The sequence below is a fragment of the Paraburkholderia caffeinilytica genome (genome assembly GCF_051027425.1).
Classification (GTDB): domain Bacteria; phylum Pseudomonadota; class Gammaproteobacteria; order Burkholderiales; family Burkholderiaceae; genus Paraburkholderia; species Paraburkholderia caffeinilytica_A.
The window spans coordinates 1,262,762-1,283,365 of record NZ_CP186553.1 but is presented as its reverse complement, the minus strand read 5'-3'; the positions used below and the strand labels follow the sequence as shown (position 1 = coordinate 1,283,365).

The 20,604-nt window shown below is 60.6% G+C and carries 19 protein-coding genes; 13 read left to right on the top strand and 6 right to left on the bottom strand.

Features of this window, described 5'->3' with window-relative positions:
- The first annotated feature begins 96 nt into the window (after positions 1-96).
- The gene (locus tag ACOSV0_RS26260) at positions 97-1,005 is read left to right on the top strand and encodes a LysR family transcriptional regulator (RefSeq protein WP_434115041.1); all 909 of its coding nucleotides are present in this window, start codon (positions 97-99) and stop codon (positions 1,003-1,005) included.
- A gap of 151 nt (positions 1,006-1,156) precedes the next feature.
- On the opposite strand, the gene ACOSV0_RS26255 is transcribed toward ACOSV0_RS26260, so the two are convergent.
- Together ACOSV0_RS26255 and ACOSV0_RS26250 are read right to left on the bottom strand one after the other, a co-directional pair.
- A complete protein-coding gene (locus ACOSV0_RS26255; RefSeq protein WP_434115040.1) occupies positions 1,157-1,483 on the bottom strand; it encodes a DUF4148 domain-containing protein in 327 nt (108 codons plus the stop codon).
- A 98-nt stretch (positions 1,484-1,581) separates the two neighbouring features.
- Positions 1,582-2,577 carry a GlxA family transcriptional regulator gene (locus ACOSV0_RS26250; RefSeq protein ID WP_434115038.1) on the bottom strand — a complete coding sequence of 332 codons (996 nt, stop codon included), beginning with the start codon at positions 2,575-2,577 and terminating at the stop codon, positions 1,582-1,584.
- A 361-nt stretch (positions 2,578-2,938) separates the two neighbouring features.
- On the opposite strand from ACOSV0_RS26250, the gene ACOSV0_RS26245 reads away from it, so the two are divergent.
- The 5 genes from ACOSV0_RS26245 to ACOSV0_RS26225 all read left to right on the top strand — a co-directional run bounded on the left by ACOSV0_RS26245 (position 2,939) and on the right by ACOSV0_RS26225 (position 7,512).
- The gene (locus ACOSV0_RS26245) at positions 2,939-3,892 is read left to right on the top strand and encodes a choline ABC transporter substrate-binding protein (protein ID WP_434115036.1); all 954 of its coding nucleotides are present in this window, start codon (positions 2,939-2,941) and stop codon (positions 3,890-3,892) included.
- Between the two features lie 96 nt (positions 3,893-3,988).
- Positions 3,989-4,918, top strand: a complete 930-nt coding sequence (locus ACOSV0_RS26240; RefSeq protein WP_169485965.1) for a 3-keto-5-aminohexanoate cleavage protein — start codon at positions 3,989-3,991, stop codon at positions 4,916-4,918.
- A gap of 78 nt (positions 4,919-4,996) precedes the next feature.
- Positions 4,997-5,962, top strand: a complete 966-nt coding sequence (locus tag ACOSV0_RS26235; RefSeq protein ID WP_434115034.1) for an L-carnitine dehydrogenase — start codon at positions 4,997-4,999, stop codon at positions 5,960-5,962.
- 100 nt (positions 5,963-6,062) lie between these two features.
- Positions 6,063-6,572 (top strand): thioesterase family protein, encoded by a 510-nt coding sequence (locus ACOSV0_RS26230; protein ID WP_434115032.1) that lies wholly within the window; start codon positions 6,063-6,065, stop codon positions 6,570-6,572.
- Positions 6,565-7,512, top strand: coding sequence for an alpha/beta hydrolase (locus tag ACOSV0_RS26225; RefSeq protein WP_434115030.1), 948 nt, complete (start codon positions 6,565-6,567; stop codon positions 7,510-7,512). Before ACOSV0_RS26230 ends, ACOSV0_RS26225 begins: the two co-directional genes overlap by 8 nt.
- Positions 7,513-7,548: 36 nt before the next feature.
- Here the strand turns inward: ACOSV0_RS26225 and ACOSV0_RS26220 are convergent, their stop codons facing one another.
- Complete coding sequence (locus tag ACOSV0_RS26220; protein WP_434115029.1) at positions 7,549-8,385, bottom strand: alpha/beta hydrolase; 837 nt, start codon at positions 8,383-8,385, stop codon at positions 7,549-7,551.
- A 223-nt stretch (positions 8,386-8,608) separates the two neighbouring features.
- Entirely contained in the window at positions 8,609-9,385 is a 777-nt protein-coding gene (locus tag ACOSV0_RS26215; protein WP_434115027.1) for an NAD(P)H-dependent oxidoreductase, read from the bottom strand.
- Between the two features lie 85 nt (positions 9,386-9,470).
- On the opposite strand from ACOSV0_RS26215, the gene ACOSV0_RS26210 reads away from it, so the two are divergent.
- Complete coding sequence (locus tag ACOSV0_RS26210; protein WP_434115025.1) at positions 9,471-10,370, top strand: LysR family transcriptional regulator; 900 nt, start codon at positions 9,471-9,473, stop codon at positions 10,368-10,370.
- A 98-nt stretch (positions 10,371-10,468) separates the two neighbouring features.
- On the opposite strand, the gene ACOSV0_RS26205 is transcribed toward ACOSV0_RS26210, so the two are convergent.
- Positions 10,469-11,350, bottom strand: coding sequence for an aldo/keto reductase family oxidoreductase (locus ACOSV0_RS26205; protein WP_434115023.1), 882 nt, complete (start codon positions 11,348-11,350; stop codon positions 10,469-10,471).
- A 105-nt stretch (positions 11,351-11,455) separates the two neighbouring features.
- Here ACOSV0_RS26205 and ACOSV0_RS26200 point away from each other — a divergent pair, with 105 nt between their 5' ends.
- From ACOSV0_RS26200 to ACOSV0_RS26180, 5 genes are all read left to right on the top strand, one after another.
- A complete protein-coding gene (locus tag ACOSV0_RS26200; RefSeq protein WP_434115022.1) occupies positions 11,456-12,349 on the top strand; it encodes a LysR substrate-binding domain-containing protein in 894 nt (297 codons plus the stop codon).
- A gap of 276 nt (positions 12,350-12,625) precedes the next feature.
- Positions 12,626-13,843, top strand: a complete 1,218-nt coding sequence (locus tag ACOSV0_RS26195) for a sensor histidine kinase (RefSeq protein WP_434115020.1) — start codon at positions 12,626-12,628, stop codon at positions 13,841-13,843.
- Between the two features lie 55 nt (positions 13,844-13,898).
- On the top strand, positions 13,899-14,387 hold the full coding sequence (locus ACOSV0_RS26190) for a GNAT family N-acetyltransferase (RefSeq protein ID WP_434115018.1): 489 nt from the start codon (positions 13,899-13,901) through the stop codon (positions 14,385-14,387).
- A 540-nt stretch (positions 14,388-14,927) separates the two neighbouring features.
- Positions 14,928-16,766, top strand: coding sequence for a S10 family serine carboxypeptidase-like protein (locus tag ACOSV0_RS26185; protein WP_434115016.1), 1,839 nt, complete (start codon positions 14,928-14,930; stop codon positions 16,764-16,766).
- A 61-nt stretch (positions 16,767-16,827) separates the two neighbouring features.
- Positions 16,828-17,220, top strand: a complete 393-nt coding sequence (locus ACOSV0_RS26180) for a 2-oxoglutarate dehydrogenase (protein WP_434115014.1) — start codon at positions 16,828-16,830, stop codon at positions 17,218-17,220.
- Positions 17,221-17,698: 478 nt separating this feature from the next.
- Here ACOSV0_RS26180 and ACOSV0_RS26175 read toward each other — a convergent pair whose 3' ends face one another.
- Positions 17,699-18,655: a hypothetical protein gene (locus ACOSV0_RS26175; protein ID WP_434115012.1), complete on the bottom strand. Its 957-nt coding sequence runs from the start codon at positions 18,653-18,655 to the stop codon at positions 17,699-17,701.
- Between the two features lie 352 nt (positions 18,656-19,007).
- On the opposite strand from ACOSV0_RS26175, the gene ACOSV0_RS26170 reads away from it, so the two are divergent.
- On the top strand, positions 19,008-20,474 hold the full coding sequence (locus ACOSV0_RS26170; protein WP_434115011.1) for a metallophosphoesterase family protein: 1,467 nt from the start codon (positions 19,008-19,010) through the stop codon (positions 20,472-20,474).
- Positions 20,475-20,604 lie beyond the last annotated feature (130 nt).

Genomic DNA, 20,604 nt, shown 5'->3' with positions numbered 1-20,604 from the left:
ACGCTGTCAATGAACACCGTCTCTTAACGACTCATTATCAGAACCCCGACATTGATTGAAAATTGCCTTTTCCAGGAAAAGGCATTACTTTTGCGCATGACTTTCAATCTTCAGCAATTGCACGCCTTCGCAACCATCGTCGCGAGCGGCAGCCTGGGCCGCGCCGCAGAGGTGCTGCACGTCACGCAGCCCGCGCTGAGCCGCACCATCAAGCGGCTCGAGGATCAGGTCGGCGCGCCGCTGTTCGAACGTCACTCGAAGGGTATGCAGCTTACTGCGATCGGCAGCGCGCTGCTGCCGCACGCCACGCTGCTGCAACGCGAAGCCGATCACGCACGCGAGGAAATCGACGCGATGCGTGGCCTCGCGAAAGGGACGATCCGCGTCGGCGCGGTGGCGAGCATCGCGACGCTCGTGCTGCCGCTCGCGGTGAGCGGCGTGCTCGCACGCTGGCCGAATCTGCGGGTGGAGATCATGGAAGGGGTATGGGACCGGCTTGCGGATAGCCTGATGAAACACGAGATCGACCTCGCGCTCAGCATGGCCGTGCCGGATACGGACGAGATTACCGCGATCGCCGATTGCAGGTGGGAAGACACGAGCTACGTGGTCGCCGCGCTCGATCATCCGCTGCGAAGCAAAACAGATTTATCGCTTGCCGACACGCTCGATCAGCAGTGGTGTGTGCCGCCGCGAGGCACAGGTCCATTCGAGCATATGCAGCACGTGTTCGCCGAGCATGGGCTCGGCATGCCGCCGATCGCCGTCGAAACGCGCTCGATCACGGTACTGAAAAGTCTGGTGACACGCGCGGGATTTCTGAGCTGGATGGCTACGCCGATGTACGACACCGAAAGCGCAGCCGGCGTGTTCGATACGCTGCCCATTCCGGGTTTGGTCGCACGCCGCACGTTGACGGCATTTCGGCGCCGTCAGGGGATTTTGCCGAGTCCGGCGGTGAAGTTGCTGGAGCAGCTCCGGCAATTGACTGCCGTTCAGAACTAGGCGCCTGTACGAGCCCGCCTGACACTACAAGCGGCAATTGCGTCGCTTAAAGCCAGATCGCGCAGCGGCCTTCCACTTTGCAATGAAAGCAGGCCTGCTGCGCGTTATTGCCAATCAAGCCGGCGCGACACAACTGTTCGCGCCGCAGCCATTAATGACCGACGTTGACGACCGGAGCCGAATAAGAGCTCGGCGTGACGTCAGTGCGGCTACCTGCTTGCGACGAGCCATTCGTAGCCGTTCCGTAACCGCTAGTTTGAGCACTGCCGTTTTGTGCCGCGACACGTGCCTCAGCAGCCTGAATGTTCGCCGGATAATCGTCGGTATTAGCAGTCGCCGGGTTGTAACCTGCCTTTTCCAGTTGGATCAGTTCCGCACGCACCTGGGCGCGGGTTACCGGCTGGTTGGATTGGGCAAAAGCAGCAAGCGGCGCGGTGATAAGTGCAGCGATAACAGCAGCTTCGATCAGGGATTTCATGACGACTACCTCCAGAGATTGTTTTTTGCCGTGCTGCAAACCTGTTTGTTTGCAGCCAGTAGATACAGTCTAGGAGTCAGTCGACCTAGGGTAAACCCCTAATTAACAAATTCACTGTTGCTAGATACGACACAATCGCCGCCATTTCTGCCGCCCGTCACCTGCCGGTCGCCCCTCGGACTCACGCCGAACCGCACGCGATACGTCCGTGAAAAATGCGAAGGAGACTCGAACCCGCATGCAACGCAAATCGATGTGATCGACATATCGGTTTGTTGCAGCAGCTCGCGCGCCCGGGTGAGGCGCAGTTGCAGATAGAAATGCGTCGGGGTGTCCTTCAGCGACGCGCAGAATAACCGCTCCAGCTGCCGCCGCGTCACGCTGATCTCCCCGGCGAGCTGGTCAGGCGTCAGCGGCTCTTCCATATGCTGTTCCATTGCGCCGATCACCTGAATCAGCTTGCGGTTGTGCACGCCGTAGCGCGCCGCAATTTCCATGCGCTGATGGTCCGAACGCTGACGGATCCGGCTCACGACGAACTGCTCCGATACCGCCGAGGCCAACGCTGCGCCGTGCTTGCGGCCAATCAGGTCGAGCATCATGTCGATCGATGCCGTGCCGCCCGCGCACGTGATCCGCCGCGCGCCGATTTCGAACAGCTCCTGGCTTGCGTTCAACGAGGCATAGCGCTCGCGGAACGCCGACAGCGCTTCCCAATGCACGGTCACGCTATCCGAGCCGCCGAGCAGCCCCGCTTCCGCGAGAATGAAGCTGCCCGTGTCGATGCCGCCGAGCGTCGCGCCGGCGCGCTCGAGCCGCTTCAGGCAATCGCCGAGCTCACGCGTATAGCAGGCGAGCGGCTCGAAACCCGCAACGACGAATACCGTCTGCGCTTCGCGAACGTCGACAATGGCCGCCTCTGCATTGATCGAAATGCCGTTGCTGGCCGCGACCGGCGCACCGTCGAGACTCAGAATGCGCCAGCGGTAGAGATCGCCACGAAAGCGGTTCGCCACGCGCAACGGCTCGACCGCCGACATGAAACCGATCGCCGAGAAGCCGGGCAGCAGCAGGAACGATATATCTTCGGGCATCTTGTGCAGACTCGATCGGGGACACAAACCGCTAGCGGACGCGGGATTCCGGGCGAGCGTAGCAAGCAGCGCGCGAGCCGGCAAGGCGCTCCAAAAATCACCGCGCAATCGATGCTGCACCGCAATGACGAACGATGCTGGTTTTCCCTCGCTGTCGCGTAGGAGCAAGAACGGGTCGCAGGCGGTCGCTTTGGCAGGAATATGGGGCATTAACGTTACGTCACTCGTGCTGATCAAGCCCGACTCGAGCATTGCCCGAACACTATTCAAACCGTAGCGCGCAGGTCCGGGGGCCGCGGTGTTTTTCTCATCGCGGTCCGGTTCGAAACACGCTGTCTAACATGTCCGAAGGGGGAACGTCATGAAGTTACGCGTCAAAGCCTTGCTTGCCCATCTCGCCTGTATGGCGGCCGCCGTTGCTGCGGCGCCGGCGTTTGCGCAGGATCCCGCCGCGTGCCGCGCGGTGCATTTCGCCGACATCGGCTGGACGGACATCACGTCGACCACGGCGCTTGCGTCGACCGTATTCGAGGGACTCGGCTATCAGCCGGTTACGACAGTCGCCTCGGTACCGATTTCGTTCGCGGGCCTGAGAAGCAAACAGCTCGACGTGTCGCTCGGCTACTGGTGGCCCGTGCAGGAGAAAGCGATTGCGCCGTTCGTCGAGTCGAAATCGATCCAGGTGCTGCAACCGCCTAACCTGACCGGCGCCAAGGCGACCTTCGCGGTGCCGAGTTACGAATACGACGCGGGCCTCAAGACTTTCGCCGACATCGCGAAACACCGCGATCAACTCGACGGCAAGATCTACGGCATCGAACCCGGCAGCAGTGCGAACGCCGCGATTCAGAAAATGATCGCCAGCAATCAGTTCGGCCTCGGCGGTTTCAAGCTGATCGAATCGAGTGAAGCGGGCATGCTGGTTTCGGTGGATCGCGCGATTCGCGAGAAGAAATGGGTGGTGTTTCTCGGCTGGGAACCGCATCCGATGAATATCCAGATCGACATGAAATATCTCACCGGCAGTGACGGCGTATTCGGTCCGAACGATGGCGAAGCACGCGTTTATACGCTGACGTCCCCCGACTTTCTGACGCGTTGCCCGAACGCCGGCAAGCTCGTCAGCAACCTGCGCTTCTCGACGCAACTGGAGAACGTGGTGATGCAGTCGGTGATGAACAAGGAAAAGCCTGCCGATGCCGCCAAAGCGTATCTGAAGAAGAACCCGCAGGTATTGGATGCGTGGCTCGCGGGCGTGAAGACTTATGACGGTAAAGACGGCTTGCCGGCAGTGAAGGCTTTTCTCGGACTTTGACGGGGTCGGCTAGACGCGGTCAGTTAGACGCACCTTAGCCCCACTCCGCCTCTCATCCATTGAATCGCGCATTTCAATCCACAGGAACTAGCACGCATGAATCATGAAGTCATCGTGACCTGCGCCGTCACCGGCGCGGGCGATACGGTCGGCAGGCATCCGGCCATTCCCGTCACGCCGAAGCAGATCGCCGAAGCCGCCATCGAAGCCGCGAAAGCCGGCGCCACCGTTGCGCATTGCCACGTCCGCGATCCGAAGACCGGCCGCGGCAGCCGCGATCCGCAGTTATATCGCGAGGTCGTCGACCGGATCCGCTCGTCGGGCACCGACGTAATCATCAATCTGACGGCAGGCATGGGCGGCGATCTCGAGATCGGCCCTGGCGAAGACCCGATGCGCTTCGGCGCGGGAACCGATCTGGTCGGCGGCCTGACGCGGCTCGCGCATGTCGAGGAACTGCTGCCGGAAATCTGCACGCTCGATTGCGGCACGCTCAATTTCGGCGACGGCGACTACATCTATGTATCGACACCCGCGCAATTGCGCGCCGGCGCGCAGCGTATTCAGGAACTCGGTGTCAAGCCGGAACTGGAGATCTTCGATACCGGCCATCTATGGTTCGCGAAGCAATTGCTCAAGGAAGGCTTGCTCGACGCGCCGCCGCTGTTCCAGATCTGCCTCGGCATTCCATGGGGCGCGCCCGCCGATACCACGACGATGAAAGCAATGGCGGACAACCTGCCGCCCGGCGCGCAATGGGCCGGTTTCGGCATCGGCCGCATGCAGATGCCGATGGTCGCGCAGGCAATGCTGCTCGGCGGCCACGTGCGCGTCGGCCTCGAAGACAACATCTGGCTCGATAAAGGTGTGCATGCAACCAACGGCACGCTGGTGCAACGCGCGGTCGAGATCATCGAACGGCTCGGCGGGCGCGCGCTGACACCCGCTGAAGGTCGTCGCAAACTCGGCTTGCCCGCGCGTGGCGAGCGGCAGTTGGAGCGGCGTGTGGCCGGACAGTACGCGTGAATACAGCGCGTACCCGTCGCGCCTGAAATAGCGCGCTTCTGGACCTGAGACAACTCATAGGCAAAGGAAACGTCAGCAATGGCAGTAATCGTCGACATCAAAACTTTCGCGGCAATCGGCGTGGGCGTGATCGGCAGCGGCTGGGTGGCCCGCGCGCTCGCGCATGGGCTCGACGTCGTCGCGTGGGACCCCGCTCCCGGCGCGGAAAAGCAGTTGCGCGAGAACATCGCGAATGCGTGGCCGGCGTTGGAGCGTGTCGGCTTGGCGGAAGGCGCAACACCTGAGAGATTGCGCTTCGTCGATACGATTGAAGCCTGTGTCGAACAGGCGGATTTCATTCAGGAGAGCGCGCCCGAACGCGAAGAATTGAAGCTCGCCTTGCACGAGCAGATCAGCCGTGCGGCCAAGCCGGATGCGATCATCGCGTCATCCACTTCCGGCCTGCTGCCGAGCGATTTCTACGCGCGTGCTGTGAATCCGCAGCGTTGCATTGTCGGGCACCCGTTCAATCCGGTCTATCTGCTGCCGCTCGTCGAAGTGGTCGGAGGTGAACGTACCGCACCGGCAACCATCGACGCCGCAATGCAGATTTATCGTTCGCTGTCGATGCGGCCGCTCCTCGTGCGCAAGGAAGTGCCCGGATTTATCGCCGACCGTTTGCTCGAAGCACTGTGGCGCGAGGCGCTCCATCTGGTCAACGATGGCGTGGCGACCACGGGCGAAATCGACGATGCCATCCGCTTCGGCGCGGGCATCCGCTGGTCGTTCATGGGGACGTTCCTGACATACACGCTGGCAGGCGGCGATGCGGGTATGCGTCACTTCATGCAACAGTTTGGACCGGCTTTGGAGCTGCCGTGGACTAAACTGGTAGCACCGCAGCTCACCGATGAATTGATCGATCGGGTGGTGGACGGGACGTCCGAACAGGTCGGACCGCGCTCGATCAAGCAGCTCGAACGCTATCGGGACGATTGCATTACGAGTGTGCTGGCGGCGATTGAAGCGGCCAAGGCGCGGCATGGCTTGCTCCCTGCAGAGTGAGATTGCATGCTGAACGATGCGCCGCCTCGCCTGAATGCGTCAGCGGCGCATAATCGTTGCAACGAGTGCCATTCATAGGGATGAAGGAGATCAATTGCATATGCCGGACCACGCTTCGCTGCCCTGCTACCGCGATATCGTTCGCACCGAATGGGTCGACTACAACGGCCATCTACGCGACGCGTTTTATATGCTGATTTTCAGCTTCGCGACAGATGCATTGATCGATATGATCGGGTTGCCCGATGCCGTGCGCAAGGCGCGTAGCCGCTCGATCTATACGCTTGAAGCGCATATCAACTATCTGCACGAAATCAAGGAAGGGACTCAGGTTCGCGTCGATATGCGCGTGCTGGGGCATGACGCGAAACGGCTGCATCTTTACCTCGAAATGTTCGCTGACGATGGCGTTGAACCGGTGGCCGCAGGCGAGCAGATGCTGCTGCATGTGGACACCGGCGGCCCGCGCGCCGTTGCCTTCGACCCGGATGTCGAGGCGCGCGTGCGGGCATTGGCAGAAGCGCATACTGCGTTGCCGGCGCCCAGGTTTGCAGGACGCGTGATCGGATTGCCCGTTAAAACGCCGCCTCATGGGAGTGCACATGCTTGAACCGGAGATTGCTGCGTTCATCGAACGGACCGCTGCAATCTACGCGGGTCATTCGACTTCATTGCCGCCGAGCGAGCAGCGCGCGATTTACGATCGCTACGCGGCCTCACTCACGCCGCCGTTACCAGTCGATGTAATAGCCGAAGACGCCGTGTTTCGGGCAAGCGCGGGGCATCCGATCAAATTGCGGCTTTATCGGAATCGTAGAAAGGCGAGCGAAACACCTGCCGGCACCGTGTTGTACTTTCACGGTGGCGGTTTTGTGCTCGGCTCGCTGGATAGTCACGAGATCGTAACCGCACGAATTGCCGCGGATACCGGACTCAATGTGATTGCGGTCGACTACCGGCTGGCTCCCGAACACCGCGCTCCGGCGGCGCATGAGGATTGTCTGGAGATTACGCTCGCCGTGTTGGCCGGCCAGTTACCGTTCGATTCGCTCTCAGATGGCGCACTGCAACTGGCGGGTGACAGTGCTGGCGCCACGCTCGCCGCCAGCGTCGCAATGCGGTTGCGCGACGACGGCGTACAAGGCGTGCGCGGACTTGCGCTGGTCTATCCCATGCTCGGCACCGAGCCGCAAATGCCCGCACGCGAAAGCGAAGCGCACGCGCCGATGCTCACGCTTGCCAATGTCCATGCGTTTCGCGATCTGTATTGGGGCGAACGGCCGCCCTATCCAGCGTGGACGATACCGCTCGATGGGACACGCTTTGACAGACTCCCGCCGACGCTTGCCATAGGCGTTGAACACGATCCGTTACGGGACGACGCGAGGGTGTTTGTCGAACGTGTTAATGCGGCCGACGGACAGGCCCGGTTGTGGATCGGCACCGGACTCGTACATGGGTGCTGGCGTGCGCTCGAATCGAGTCCCGGCGTAAAGGCGTTGCATCACACTGTCTGCCAGTTTCTAGACGAGCACTCAGGCATGCAGTGATGGTCCATCAGACCCACGCACGCCTTAGCTTCACGTCTACGCCACGGCTCCACTCCGCCTGAACGAGCTGGCAAAGAACAGCACCTGATACTGCACCGCGTTGCCCCAATACTTCCACGTGTGTCCGCCAGGCCGCTCGGCGTAATCATGCGGCACACCTAGCTCGACAAGCCGCGCATGCAGCATCCGGTTCGATTGGACCAGCGAGTCGTTCACTCCGCAATCGATCGTCAGCGCAATATGCGCATTGCTAAAACTACGGGCGTTTTCAACGATTGCCTCGTTGTTCCAGAAGTCCGCGTGACGGGTAGGATCCCCAAACACCTGATCGATCCCTGGCTCGTCCTCACAGCCGCGCGGATCGACCGCGCCGCTGATACTTCCTGCTGCGCCGAATTCATCCGGCCGGTCCAGCGCGATATGCAGCGCCCCAAAGCCACCCATGCTTAGTCCGGTAATCGCACGGGCCTGGCGCGTCGCGATCGTGCGGAAATGCGTGTCGATATATCCGACGACTTCCGTCCCCACATAGGTTTCGTAACGGCTGCGCGGATCGACCGGGCTGTCGATATACCAGCTTTCGTGACCGCCATCCGGCATGACGAGGATCACGTGATAGCGGTCGGCCAGTTTGCCGATGTGCGAATTCGTGGTCCAGTCCGTGTAGTCGCCGCCTGAGCCGTGCAGCAGGTAGACGACCGGGAAGCGATCGGCCGCTTTGCCGTGCGTGTATTGAGCGGGCAGCACCACCGTCGCCTCGAACGACTTATGCATGGCTGCGCTGGGAATGGTGACGACCCTGGACTGAAACGCCCAGACCGGGTGCGTGAAAAGCAGCATCAGAATGAGCCAGAACGCGCGATTCATCTTCATGGCTTGTCGCTCTCCCCTTTCTAGGTGTCCAAAGAACACTGTCCGGCATCTGGCGGCAAAATTCTGTCGATGACTCTAGCAATGGCGACTTACAACCAAATTTCAGCGAAGCATACGATCCTGTCAGTTTGGCGCCGCTCCAGGAGAGCGGCTCAGCGAAACTGCACGTCCAGACAGGGGCTGCGCGTGAAACACAAACACAAACGCAGCCGCAACTCCCCGCTTACGCGATATGTGCCGCGAATCCAACCTGATCCGGAGAAACATCGGCGCGCAACGTAAGTTCCGGAATGTCATACGCGCCGGCGTTCTGCGGACGAAACGGGATCGGCGCCGTCTTCCACAGGTCATCGAGACGTTGTCCGAGCGCGTCACGGACGTTCGAGAAGCGTGCCTCGTCGATCCGGCTCGTCCGATGAATGACGAACGGCGGCAAGACGTCGAAACCGGGGTAATACAGGACGCCATGCTGAATGGGGAACAACACGTCGTCGATCGGCCCGTTGATACCGCGCGGGCTGTAATGAGACTCCCATCCACCTGTCGTCACGATCAGCATCGCCCGTTTGCCTGCCATGGTGCCTTCGCCATAGCGGTCGCCCCAGCGCGCGTCGGAGTGTTCCCCGACACCGTACGCGAAGCCATAGGCATAGACACGTTCCACCCAGCCTTTCAGGATCGCGGGCATCGAGAACCACCACAGCGGAAACTGCAGGATCACCGCATCCGCCCACATCAGTTTCTCCTGTTCGAGCGCGATGTCCTCGCTCTGCAAACCCGCCTCAAAAGCACGCTTAGAGTCGAGCGAGGGATCGAAACGCGCATCGGTTTGCCGATTCAGACTGTCGTCCGCATCCAGCGATGCTTTCCACTTCATTGCATACAGATCCGATACCTGGACGACATGTCCGGCGTCCTCGAGATGTTTGATCGAAAAATCCTTCAGGGACCCATTCAGTGAGCGGGGTTCCGGGTGTGCATAGACGAGAAGAACATTCATGACCTGGGCTCCTTTGCCAGAAAAGAACACGATAGATTCCCATCCGGTATATTGGAAATGAATTGCCAATATATTAGGTATTGCCATGAATAATCTCAGAAGACTCGACCTCAACCTGCTGGTGACACTCGATGTCCTGCTGTCGGAACACAATGTGACCCGCGCGGCGGAACGCCTGAACTTCTCTCAACCATCGGTGAGCGTGCATCTTGCCAAGCTGCGAGATGTCTTTGGAGACCCCTTGTTACTGCCGGGGCCGCGAGGTATGCGCCCCACTGCAAGGGCGGAAGAATTGCGCGAACCTTTGCGCCAGGCGCTCGACGCACTCGAACACGCAGTATCGCCGGCAAGCCCATTCAATCCAGCCGAAGCGAATCATACGTGGCGCGTTGCCGCCACCGACTACGCCGAATCGACAATCCTGCTGCCCGTCCTGCCCAAGTTGCGCGCAGCGGCGCCCGGCACGCGGCTCGCGATCGTGGAAGCTGTTCCGCCACGCATCGCGAAGCAGGCGGAACAGGGCGACATCGATCTGGCATTCCATACCAGCGAAGGCGCGCCGTCCGGATTGCGCCGGCGGGTGCTTTTCAAGGAACGGTACGTGCTGGCCGGCCGCGCGGATCACCCGCGCCTGAAGCGACGGCCAACGCTTGCGCAGTTCTGCAAACTGGAGCACGTAATCGTCTCGCCGGACGGCGGTGGATTTAGCGGCGTCACGGATGACGCGCTGGCGGAAGTGGGTCTCACACGCCGGGTTGTGCTTTCGGTCCCGCACTTCCTGTTCATGATGTCGGTCCTGGCAAGCACCGACCTCGTGGCGATGCTGCCGGCGCGATTAGTGCGTGGCAATAGCGCGCTCAGAACCGTCGAGGCGCCAGTCGAGGTGGCGGGTTACGAAATGGCGATGCTCTGGCATGAGCGGTCTCATCGCGACCCGGCACATCAATGGCTGCGGGAATGCATCGTCGACGCGGTCGCAACGTGAACATCCATGCTTCAGAAGAGCGGCCTGGGTAGCGAGGTTATCGTCCGGGCGATTCCATTCGATCCCAGGCGACTCCGGCCGCCACTCCGTCTACGGGATCACGCTTCGCCATTCCCCGCGCCGATCGCATCCAGTTCCGCGCGCACCTCGTCAGTCAAACTCAAGTGCGCTGCCTGCATGTTTTCACGCAAATGCCCGAGCGACGAAGTCCCCGGAATCAGCAGAATGTTAGGCGATCGATACAGGAGCCAGGCGAGCGCCACCTGCATCGGCGTCGCACCGATCGTTTGCGCAATCGTGGACAACGCCGACGACTGAATCGGCGTAAATCCGCCAAGCGGGAAGAACGGTGCGTAGGCAATGCCCTTGGCCGCCAGTTCGTCGACGAGAGCGTCGTCTTCCCGGTGAACCAGGTTGTAGTGATTCTGCACGCAGACAATCTCCGCGATGCCCCGCGCCTCAGCAATCTGGGCCGCGGTCACGTTGCTCAAACCGATATGGCGAACCAGCCCTCGTTGTTGAAGTTCGGCAAGCGCCGCAACCTGCTTCGCGATCGACCCTTCGGCCGGCGCATGCACGTTGCCCATGATTCGCATGTTGACGACGTCGAGCGCGTCGACACCGAGATTGCGCAGGTTGTCGTGAATGCCGCGCTCGATCTCTTCCGGCTCCTGCGCCGGCAGCCACGCACCATCGTTGCCACGCACCGCGCCCACCTTGGTGACGATCACCAGATCGTCCGGATAAGGATGCAGTGCTTCGCGAATCAGCTGGTTGGTGACGTGGGGACCGTAGAAGTCGCTGGTATCGATGTGATTGACGCCCGACGCCACCGCTTCGCGCAGTACGGCGATCGCTGCCTCACGATCTTTCGGCGGTCCGAATACGCCGGGTCCGGCCAGTTGCATGGCGCCATAACCCATACGCCGCACGGGGTGGCCAGCCAGTGAAAATGTGTCCACGGGGGTGAAGTTCGACATGGTGCGCTCCTTGATGTGAGGTGTTGGGCGCAGTATGGCGGGGATTGCGCTGTTCGATAATCCGGCCTAAATTGCACAGGTTGTTAAACATTTTGAACAGCGACCATGGAATTCAACGATCTTGCCGCATTCGTTTCGGTCGCTCGCGCCGGCGGCTTTCGCGACGCCGCGCGCAGCAGCGGCGTCTCCGCGTCCAGTTTAAGCATTGCTGTGCGCCGTCTCGAGTCGAAGCTCGGTATGCGCCTGCTCAACCGAACCACGCGCAGTGTGGCCCCGACCGAAGCCGGACTGCGTCTGATCGAAAAACTGACGCCATTGTTCAGCGAGATGGACGCCGCGCTGGACGTCCTGAACGGCTTCAGAGACAAACCGACCGGCACGCTCAAACTCAACGTCCCGTCGAGCACCGCGCGCATTGTATTGCCAACCGTCATTCCCCAGTTTCTGAAGGCCTATCCCGACATACGCGTGGAGGTCGTGGTGGAAGACGGCTTTGTCGATGTGCTGTCGATCGGCTGCGACGCGGGCATTCGCTACGACGAGCGGCTTGAACAGGACATGATCGCCATTCCAATCGGGCCGCGTGTGCAGCGATTCGCTACGGCCGCGGCGCCAGGCTATCTCGACACGCACGGCAGACCCGAACATCCGCGCGACCTGCTCTCTCATGCATGCCTGCGTGGCCAATTTGCCGGCGGCGCTACGCCGACCTGGTATTTCGAACGTGATGGCGAGGTGGTCCAGTTGAATCCGTCAGGACCGCTCCTCGTCAGGCCCGGTGCCGCAATCGACCTGGCGGTCAGTACGGCTGTCGCGGGCGTGGGGGTGATTCACCTTTTCGAGGACATGTTGCGCCCGCACCTCGACAGCGGTGCATTGGAGCCGATCCTGGAACCGTGGTGGCAGCGCTTTTCGGGGCCGTTTCTTTACTATCCTGGCCGTCGTCACTTACCGGCGCCGCTGCGCGCATTTGTCGATTTCCTGAAAGCGGGTGCCTGATCCTGCCTGGTCCGATACGCCCCGGCGTTTGAATGGCAGGCGGTTACGCAAGCGCTGTTCCACGAGCAGTAATTGCAGCGATAATGGCATCAGTTGCCGGCTGAGGCGGCTCGGCTTCGGATACCTGAAGCCACGAGATCGCTGGCCTGAGGCCTCTAATTCATTCCAGCCGCAATAGGTTTCCCGCAAGGCGCAGGCATGTGCCCTCGTGCCCGACGTGTCTGGTGTGGTTCGAGCGCATATATGTTGTAGCAACTTCACACCGATGCACTCAATATGACCGAAATACGCCTTAGCCCACTGCGCAAATTTGCCGATTTCATTCGCGAGCGACAGTCCCATCTGACCGAGCAATGGATAAATGCCGTTTTCAGCGATGCCGATCTCGTCGAAGCGGACAAACTTACCTATCAGCAGCTCGCCGATCATCTACCGGAAATTCTCGAAGGACTTTGCCTCGCGCTCGACGTCGAAGATCTCGAACGTGTCGAACCGGCGCTCGAACGCAATGCGAGAAAGCACGGCATCGTCCGCTGGCGTCAGGGCTACCGGATCGAGGAGCTCGTACGCGAGCTCGATCTGTATCATCAGGTGCTCGCCGACGCGCTGGAAGAATTCGCCGATCAGGACAGCACGTTCACGCGCCGCCATGAAAGCCGGGCGCGGCGCCTGGTCGCCGAAACATTCAGCATGGTGACGCTCACGTCGATCCGTGAAGTTGTCAGCGAGCGGAACCGCAAGATCGATGAATACACAAGCAGGCTCGAGCGCGTCAATCACGAACTGACGCTCAAGCAGCGGCTGGTCGGCGATCTTTACGAGTCACGCATGCAGATCACCCGCAGCGTGGTCCATGATCTGCGCAATTTTCTGAACGCGTTTTCGATCGCGTTGCAATTGATCGAGCGGGCGCCTTCAAAGGCCGATATTGCGCTGACGCTGGCCAACCGGCAGGCCGCGGACATGAAACAACTCGTCGATCAGATGGTCGAGTACTCCGTCGTGCTCGGCGACGAGACGCCTCTCACACGCGAGCCGGTTGAGCTGCATGCGCTTTATGACGAACTCGTCGCCGCCTCGCGTCCGGCAATCGAGGCCAAAGGACTGACGTTGCGCGCCACGTTCGATCCGGCGCTATCCACAGTCACCTCCAATCGTCTCAAGCTCAAGCAGATTGCGGTCAATCTGCTCTCCAACGCGACGAAGTACACCAAGTCCGGTGAGATCGAACTTGACTTCGCAACCGCAGGCACGGAGCACTGGTCGATTCGCGTGTCGGATACCGGCGTGGGCATTGCACCTTCGGATACGAACCGGGTATTCGACGAATTCGAGCGCGCTGCGGGTGAAGATATTCCCGGCACAGGGCTCGGCCTCGCGATCGTCAAGGAGCTTTGCCGCGTGTTGAACGGTCAGATCGATTTTGCGTCACGCGAAGGCGTCGGCACCCGATTCGAAATCCGGTTCCCGCTGGTGCTCGCTGAAACCGAATGAATGTCCGACGGCACCCGGCTGCCAGAACCGGCGGTGAGGCGATGAAGAGGTGTGAATGGTAGAAATTTATCCCGCTCGATTTCCCGATCAGCTTGACGTTGTGCGGGCAATATTTCGCGAGTATGCCGACAGCCTGGGTGTCGATCTAAGCTTCCAGAATTTCGAATCGGAACTCGCGGAGTTGCCCGGCAAATTTGCAGCGCCCCGGGGGCGCGTTCTTCTCGCGCGGAACAATGGAAACGTGGTCGGTTGTGTTGCAATGCGTCCTCTGGATGAATTGACGTGCGAAATGAAGCGTCTTTATATCCGCCCATCCGGACGCGGCCAGCAGATTGGCAGGCAATTGGCAACCCGGATTTGTCAAATAGCACGGGAAGCCGGATATACGCGTATTCGTCTCGATACGCTTCCGGACATGCAGGCCGCGCAACGGCTTTATGCATCGCTTGGTTTCGAGCCGATTCCGGCTTACGTCTTTAATCCCATCGTGGGCACGATCTTTATGGAGCGCGATCTGACACGCCTGGAAAATCAAACCGCGTAGCCGTGCTGCACCGCATTGATTGCTGCGGCGGCACATCAGGCCGCCCTACCCGGCCAATTCATGGAAGATCGCAACGCCACGAATAAGCGAAACGCATATGCTCCCGGGCACACTTTAATTATTACGATTAACAAACAAAAACATTTTATTTAGTAATTGATATCCAACTAACCAATACTGCCTCCCGCCGCGTAACCAATTGAATAAATTGCGAATTCAAGTAAAGCCTTCCAGATTGCAATTACGGAAATTCGGCACTTTCTTGACAAACCGAAGTTGCGTCACCTATTTTTCTTCTGCCACCAATATACGAATGTCCGATTAAGGCAACGTATCCAGAAAAGCACCGGAATATCTAAACCAGATATTTAGTTATTCTACGCATCCCGCATAGAACTCTTTATCTATGCGCTTTGAAGCAAGTTGGTCTCAACCGCTGCATGCCGACGATTCACCCTCAATAGTTCGAACTCCGATATATCTTCGCCGGCGAGAGCGGCCTTTGTGAAACGGTATCTGAACCCACCACCAAGGATAGAGATGAAACGAGACGAGCGTCTTACCGGCCATAGCCATCATCGCCACAGCAGGCTGCCGGTCCTGGGAACCTTAGCGGTCGCGATCGTGCTTCTCGGAGGTTGCGGCGGAGGGGACGGCGGTTCGTCCTCAGGCACGGCTGTGAGCATGCAGCAGACTGCAGCGAATCAGCAACTCACCGCGCAACAGGCCGCCGCGCAAGCGCAAGCACCAACGGCCAATCAAACCTATGTCGACCCGGTGGCCTATTCCGGCAATGCCACAGATGGCCTCGCGCCGGCTCAGGCATCGGAGAAAACCGCGGTCAGGCACTACACGTGGAGTTTAGGCAAAACGCCGATCAACTACACCACGACGACCGGCCATTTGACGGCCACCGATTCGAGCGGCAACCCCGAAGCCACGATGTCCTATGTCGCGTACACCGCGCCGAGTACGAACGGCTCGCCCCGGCCGCTCACGTTCGTCTACAACGGCGGCCCGGGCTCTGCCTCCATCTGGCTGCGGCTCGGCTCGTTCGCGCCGACGCGGGTCGCGACGCCCGACCCCACGTTCGGGAACTGGCCTAACTATCCGCTCGTCGACAATAAGGACAGCCTGATCGACACCACCGACATGGTCTTCATCGACCCGCCGGGAACCGGTCTTTCCGAGGCGATTCTGCCGAATACGAACCAGAAGTTCTGGACGACCGACGCGGACGTCAACATCATGCGCGACTTCATCGAGCGCTATCTGGCGGTCAACAATCGCAGCAGTTCGCCGCTTTATCTGTACGGCGAATCGTATGGCACGCCTCGCACCGATATGCTCTCGTTGGCGCTCGAATCGGCCGGCGTGCATCTGACCGGCATCGTGCTTCAGTCGTCGATCCTGAACTATTTCGCGGATGCAATCGAGGCCGTCGCCATCACGAACTCGACGAGCGCACTGGCTTTGGATACGGACACGCTGGCCGGATATTTCCCCGGCTACGCGGCAGTTGCGGCTTACTTCAACCAGGTGTCGCCGGCGCCACTCAATCAGGATCTGTACGCCTACCAGGCGAGCCTGTTCGCAACCAACGAATACAACCGGTTCAGGCGCTATTCGCAATCGTGGGTGCTCAGTCAGCTCGGCATACCGGACGCTTTGGGCACACCGGTGTTTCCCAATGCCAAAACGCTTCAGTCGTGGACCTTGCCGTCCAGTTTGACCCTGCAGGCGTTGCAGGGCTACTTCGGCGCCAACCCGTTCTCGACCAGCCTGCTGCCTGGCACGACGATCGGCCGGTACGACGGACGCGTGTCTTTGCCGAATTCGGATCCGCGGCTGCAAAACGACGGGGACCCGTCCGACATCCTGATCTCCCAGCCGTTCACCACGGCGCTGGCGACGCAGATGCCTGACTACCTCGGGTACACGGCGCCGAACGCGACCTATCTGCCGCTGAACGACAACGTCATTCAGGTCTGGGATTTCTCGCACGACGGAAAGCCGCTGCCCGATACGATCCCGGATCTGCTCGGTGCGCTGACGCTCAACCCGAAACTCAAGGTGCTGTCGGAAAACGGCTTCCATGATCTGGCCACGCCGTTCTTCAATACCGAGAAGCAACTCGCGCGACTGCAGACCGTACCCGGCCTGAATCCTGACTTGCAGGTCAACTTCTTCCAGGGCGGGCATATGATCTATCTGGATGACGTTGCCCGTCCGCTGATGAAACGCGATCTGGTGCGCTTTTATCGGGGCACGCCGCTTCCGGATGCGCTCGCGCTCTGGACGCTGCCGCCGCCGTGGCGCGACGAAAGCCCCGCCAGTGAGCCGACGGCTACCGCCACGGCGCAAGTCACGGCACCCTGACTGAACTGACGCGATGTGCCTCGTTCGCGATACTCTATTCACTCAATCAATGCGAGTCATCATGTCTCTTTTCGATAGATTGCGGCGTGTTTCCCCGTTGATCGTCCTCGGCTGTCTGATTGGCAACGCGTATGCGTTACCGCCGCAAGCGGTGGCGCCGGCGACGCCGCCAACCGGGTCGAGAGGTGTCGACGGTCCGTTCTTCCCTCAAAACCGTGCTGCCCCAGTCGCACCGTCGACCGGCACGGCCCTGCAACAGGAAGCTCAACAGCGGCTCGAAGCGCGGCTGGGGGCCAATACGGCCCTTAGCAATGGCGCCGCGGTCACCAAGGCGCAAGCTCAGACTCAGGGGCTTGGCTATGTCGCCAAGCACTTCGATCAGATCGATACGAGCCATAAAGGAAGTGTGACCATGAGCGACGTCAGGCAGTATCTGCAGCAGCAGGGCCGCTAGCGACCGGCCATTGCCGGTGTCGACGTATTGCTTCTTCGGAAGGCTGCGTTGACAGGCGCGAATGGCCGCTCGGGCCATTCGCGCGTCTACCTCGCCCCGTCGCGCCTGCCGATCGGCAAGCAGTCGCTCATTGCGCCGCCGCGGTCGCTTAGCCCACGCACCACGACCTCCGACGATTTGCCATCGCGTCTCGCCAATTCAGCGAGATCGAGCAACGCTGCATATTTCGCCGAGCAGTCCTGCCCGGGTTCAATCGCCCCGCGCACAGCACGCGTTTCAGTGTGGGTGACGCGCTCACCCACTGCAATCGCCATACCTGTAGCAACGATCATCGCTGCCAACACAGTTGCCTTGCACAACGTCCGTGTGCGTAGCGCGTTGAAACGTGCCCGGACCGCCTGCGCACGTCCCCGCGCGCTTATCAACGGCGGCCCGATTCGTCCGGCGTCATCGTCGAGTCTCACCCGCAGGTTTTCGCTCATGACCAGTGCGCCGGCACCCAGACATTCCCCACCCAGTGACCCGGCACCCACACTGCAGGGCGCGGCACAGGCGCCACATATACAACGCGCGGTGCAACATACACCGCAGGCGGCGGGGGCGGCGGCGGAACGTAGACCACCGGAGGCGGCGGCACATACGCAACCGGCGGCGGTACGACAACAACAGGCTTCGGTGCAACGACAACCGTCGTGCTGCCTGTCGTGACGACACCGGTGGTCGTGACGGTTCCACTTGTCGTCACCGTGTTGCCGTGTGTACCCGTCGTGCTTGTCGACGTCGTGACGACGCCCGGCGCAACACGCGTCGCCGTTCCGGAGTGGTTGACGGTGCCGCCATCGGACCCTGTCACCGTGCCGGAACGCGAACACGAAGCACCCGCGCAGTTTGTGGATGCTGAATGGTCGATCGTGTTGCCGTTCGATCCGGTGATCGACCCGGACGACGAATACTGGCCAGGCGCGGTTCTGGTTACATCGCCGGAGGTGGTGGCTGTTTTTCCGTCCGGTCCGGTGAGGGTGCCGGTATGCGAACAGGTGCCGCCCGCGCAACTGGTATCGCCGGCGTGCTGGACCTGGTTGCCGTAGCGCCCCGTCGCCGTGCCTGAATTCGAGAATTGACCCGGCGCGTTGCGGGTCACCGTGCCGGTGTTGGTCGCCAGACCGCCGTAGGGGCCGACTACGCCCCCTGCATGTGAACAACTGCCGCCGCCACACGAGCCGTAACGCGCACCGTTGTAGGTGCCGCGCGAGGTGTACGCGGTGCCGTGTTGCGACCAGGCGAAAGCTGAAGCGCTGCCGAGCGTGAGCACGGCGGCGGTTGCGGTGAGCATGAGCTTGCGCAGCACGCCGCGCGCAGATGTAACTGTCACTGTTGAGGCGGGGGAAGCAGGGGAAGCAGCGGTGGCCGGCACGACGAATGAATAATGTTTCACGGAATGTCCTTCCTGATTTCGGGCCACTTCTGCGCACTGCGGCGTGGCGACGAACGGACTATAGAAGGACGCGTGTGTTTAATCAGCAACGAAGATATGTCGCCCTGTTTCACCACAAAAGAGGCCTGCTGGACAAGGGTTTGCGGGCGATTCGAACATCCCGCGACATACGCCGACATAAATTGTTTCGGGTCGGGCTCCGCATATAACGCGCGCCGGGCCACGCGCGATAGCACTGCAAGTTCGACATCGCCGCGACACTTTTTCGAAATACACCTGTCGTAGGGTTCGATAGACGCAACGGCGAAAGCCGCTTGCGGCCCACCCCGCTTACTCTTTTCAAGAGGCGCTCATGCCGGCAAAACGCGAGTCGAAACCCAAAGCCAAGGCGAAAGAAAGCACGACGAAAGCAGAAGGCAAACAAAAACCGGACGGCAAGGCAGCAGCCTCCGGCAAAAAAGCCACTGTGCCCGCCCAAGGCTCAAACCATCCTGCCGCAACGGCCACCACGTCGGCGCTCCGTCCGCGGATGCTGAACAAACCGGTGTTCGCCCAGCCTCAGCCGACCGCGGACCCCACGGTGTTTCGCGTACCCCATCCATCGGACGATGCGGCCTACAAGGAAATCGACAAGCTCAATGCGGAGCACAAGCTGTTTCCGCTGCCGTTTCCCGCGCCAAGAGGCGGCGTAGAGCCCCAACTCACGCTGGCCGAGGTCATGGGCGGCAATGCAACCGCCATCGACCGGATCACGGCCAACGGACAACTGGTATTTCATGCGCTAGGAGATTGCGGCAATACGAAAGGCCCGGCGACTCAAAACGAAGTGGCCGACAAATTGACCGCGGACTTCAACGAAACCAATGCCGGCGAGGTGCCGCAGTTCGCGCTGTTACTCGGCGACGTCGTCTATAGCTTCGGCGAAGGCAAGTACTACTACGATCAGTTTTACGAACCATATCGGGACTACCCCGCGCCGATTCTCGCCTGTGCCGGCAACCATGACGGCATGGTTTCACCGGAGGCGCACGCCGCGAGCCTCACCGCGTTCCTGAGGAATTTTTGTGCGGATACGTTCGCCGTTTCGCCCGAAGCCGGCGGGTTGTCGCGCACCGCGCAAATTCAGCCCGGCGTGTTCTTCACGCTCGATGCACCGTTCGTGCGCGTACTGGTGATATACAGCAACACGCTCGAAGATCCCGGTGTGATTTCAGACCCGCACATCGGCAGCACTCAACTCGACTTTCTCGACGCCGCGCTCAAGCGCGTCAAGGCCGAGAAGTTCACCGGCGCACTGCTGATCGCGGATCATCATCCGCCGTATTGCGCGGGCGGACATGGATCGAGCGTCGATATGCTGGCGCAGATCGACAAGGTATGCGAAGCCAACGGCGTGTGGCCGCATGCATTTCTTTCCGGCCACGCTCACAATTATCAGCGCTTCACGCGCACGCGAAATGCGGACGGCACGCAGATTCCATACCTCGTATGCGGCAACGGCGGACATGGTCTGATCAAGCTCGCCACACAGGGGGCGCCCGCTATTCGCGCACCGCAGGTCATGCAGGCGGCGTCGGCCACCACGGATCAGGTCGTACTGGAAAACTACGACGACACCAATTACGGTTATCTGCGCGTGGTCGTGACCGCGACGCAGCTACGTATCGAGTATCACTCGGCGTCCGACGGTCTCAACACGAAAGCGCCGAACGACTACGTGACGGTCAACCTTGCCGAACGTAAAGTGGCGCATTTCGTTGCGCCGGATATGGGGCATCCGCTGGCGGCAAGGGCCGTGCGCGCTTTGGTACGCCGCTAGCGATAGAACGTCGCGCCATCAGCGTGTTTCCAACCCACTTCACCGGCGCACCCGGCCGTGATGTGAGGTTCAACGCGCGACGGCTACGCTTTTCCGTAAACCCGTGTTTACGCAAAATCACCTGTTTTTG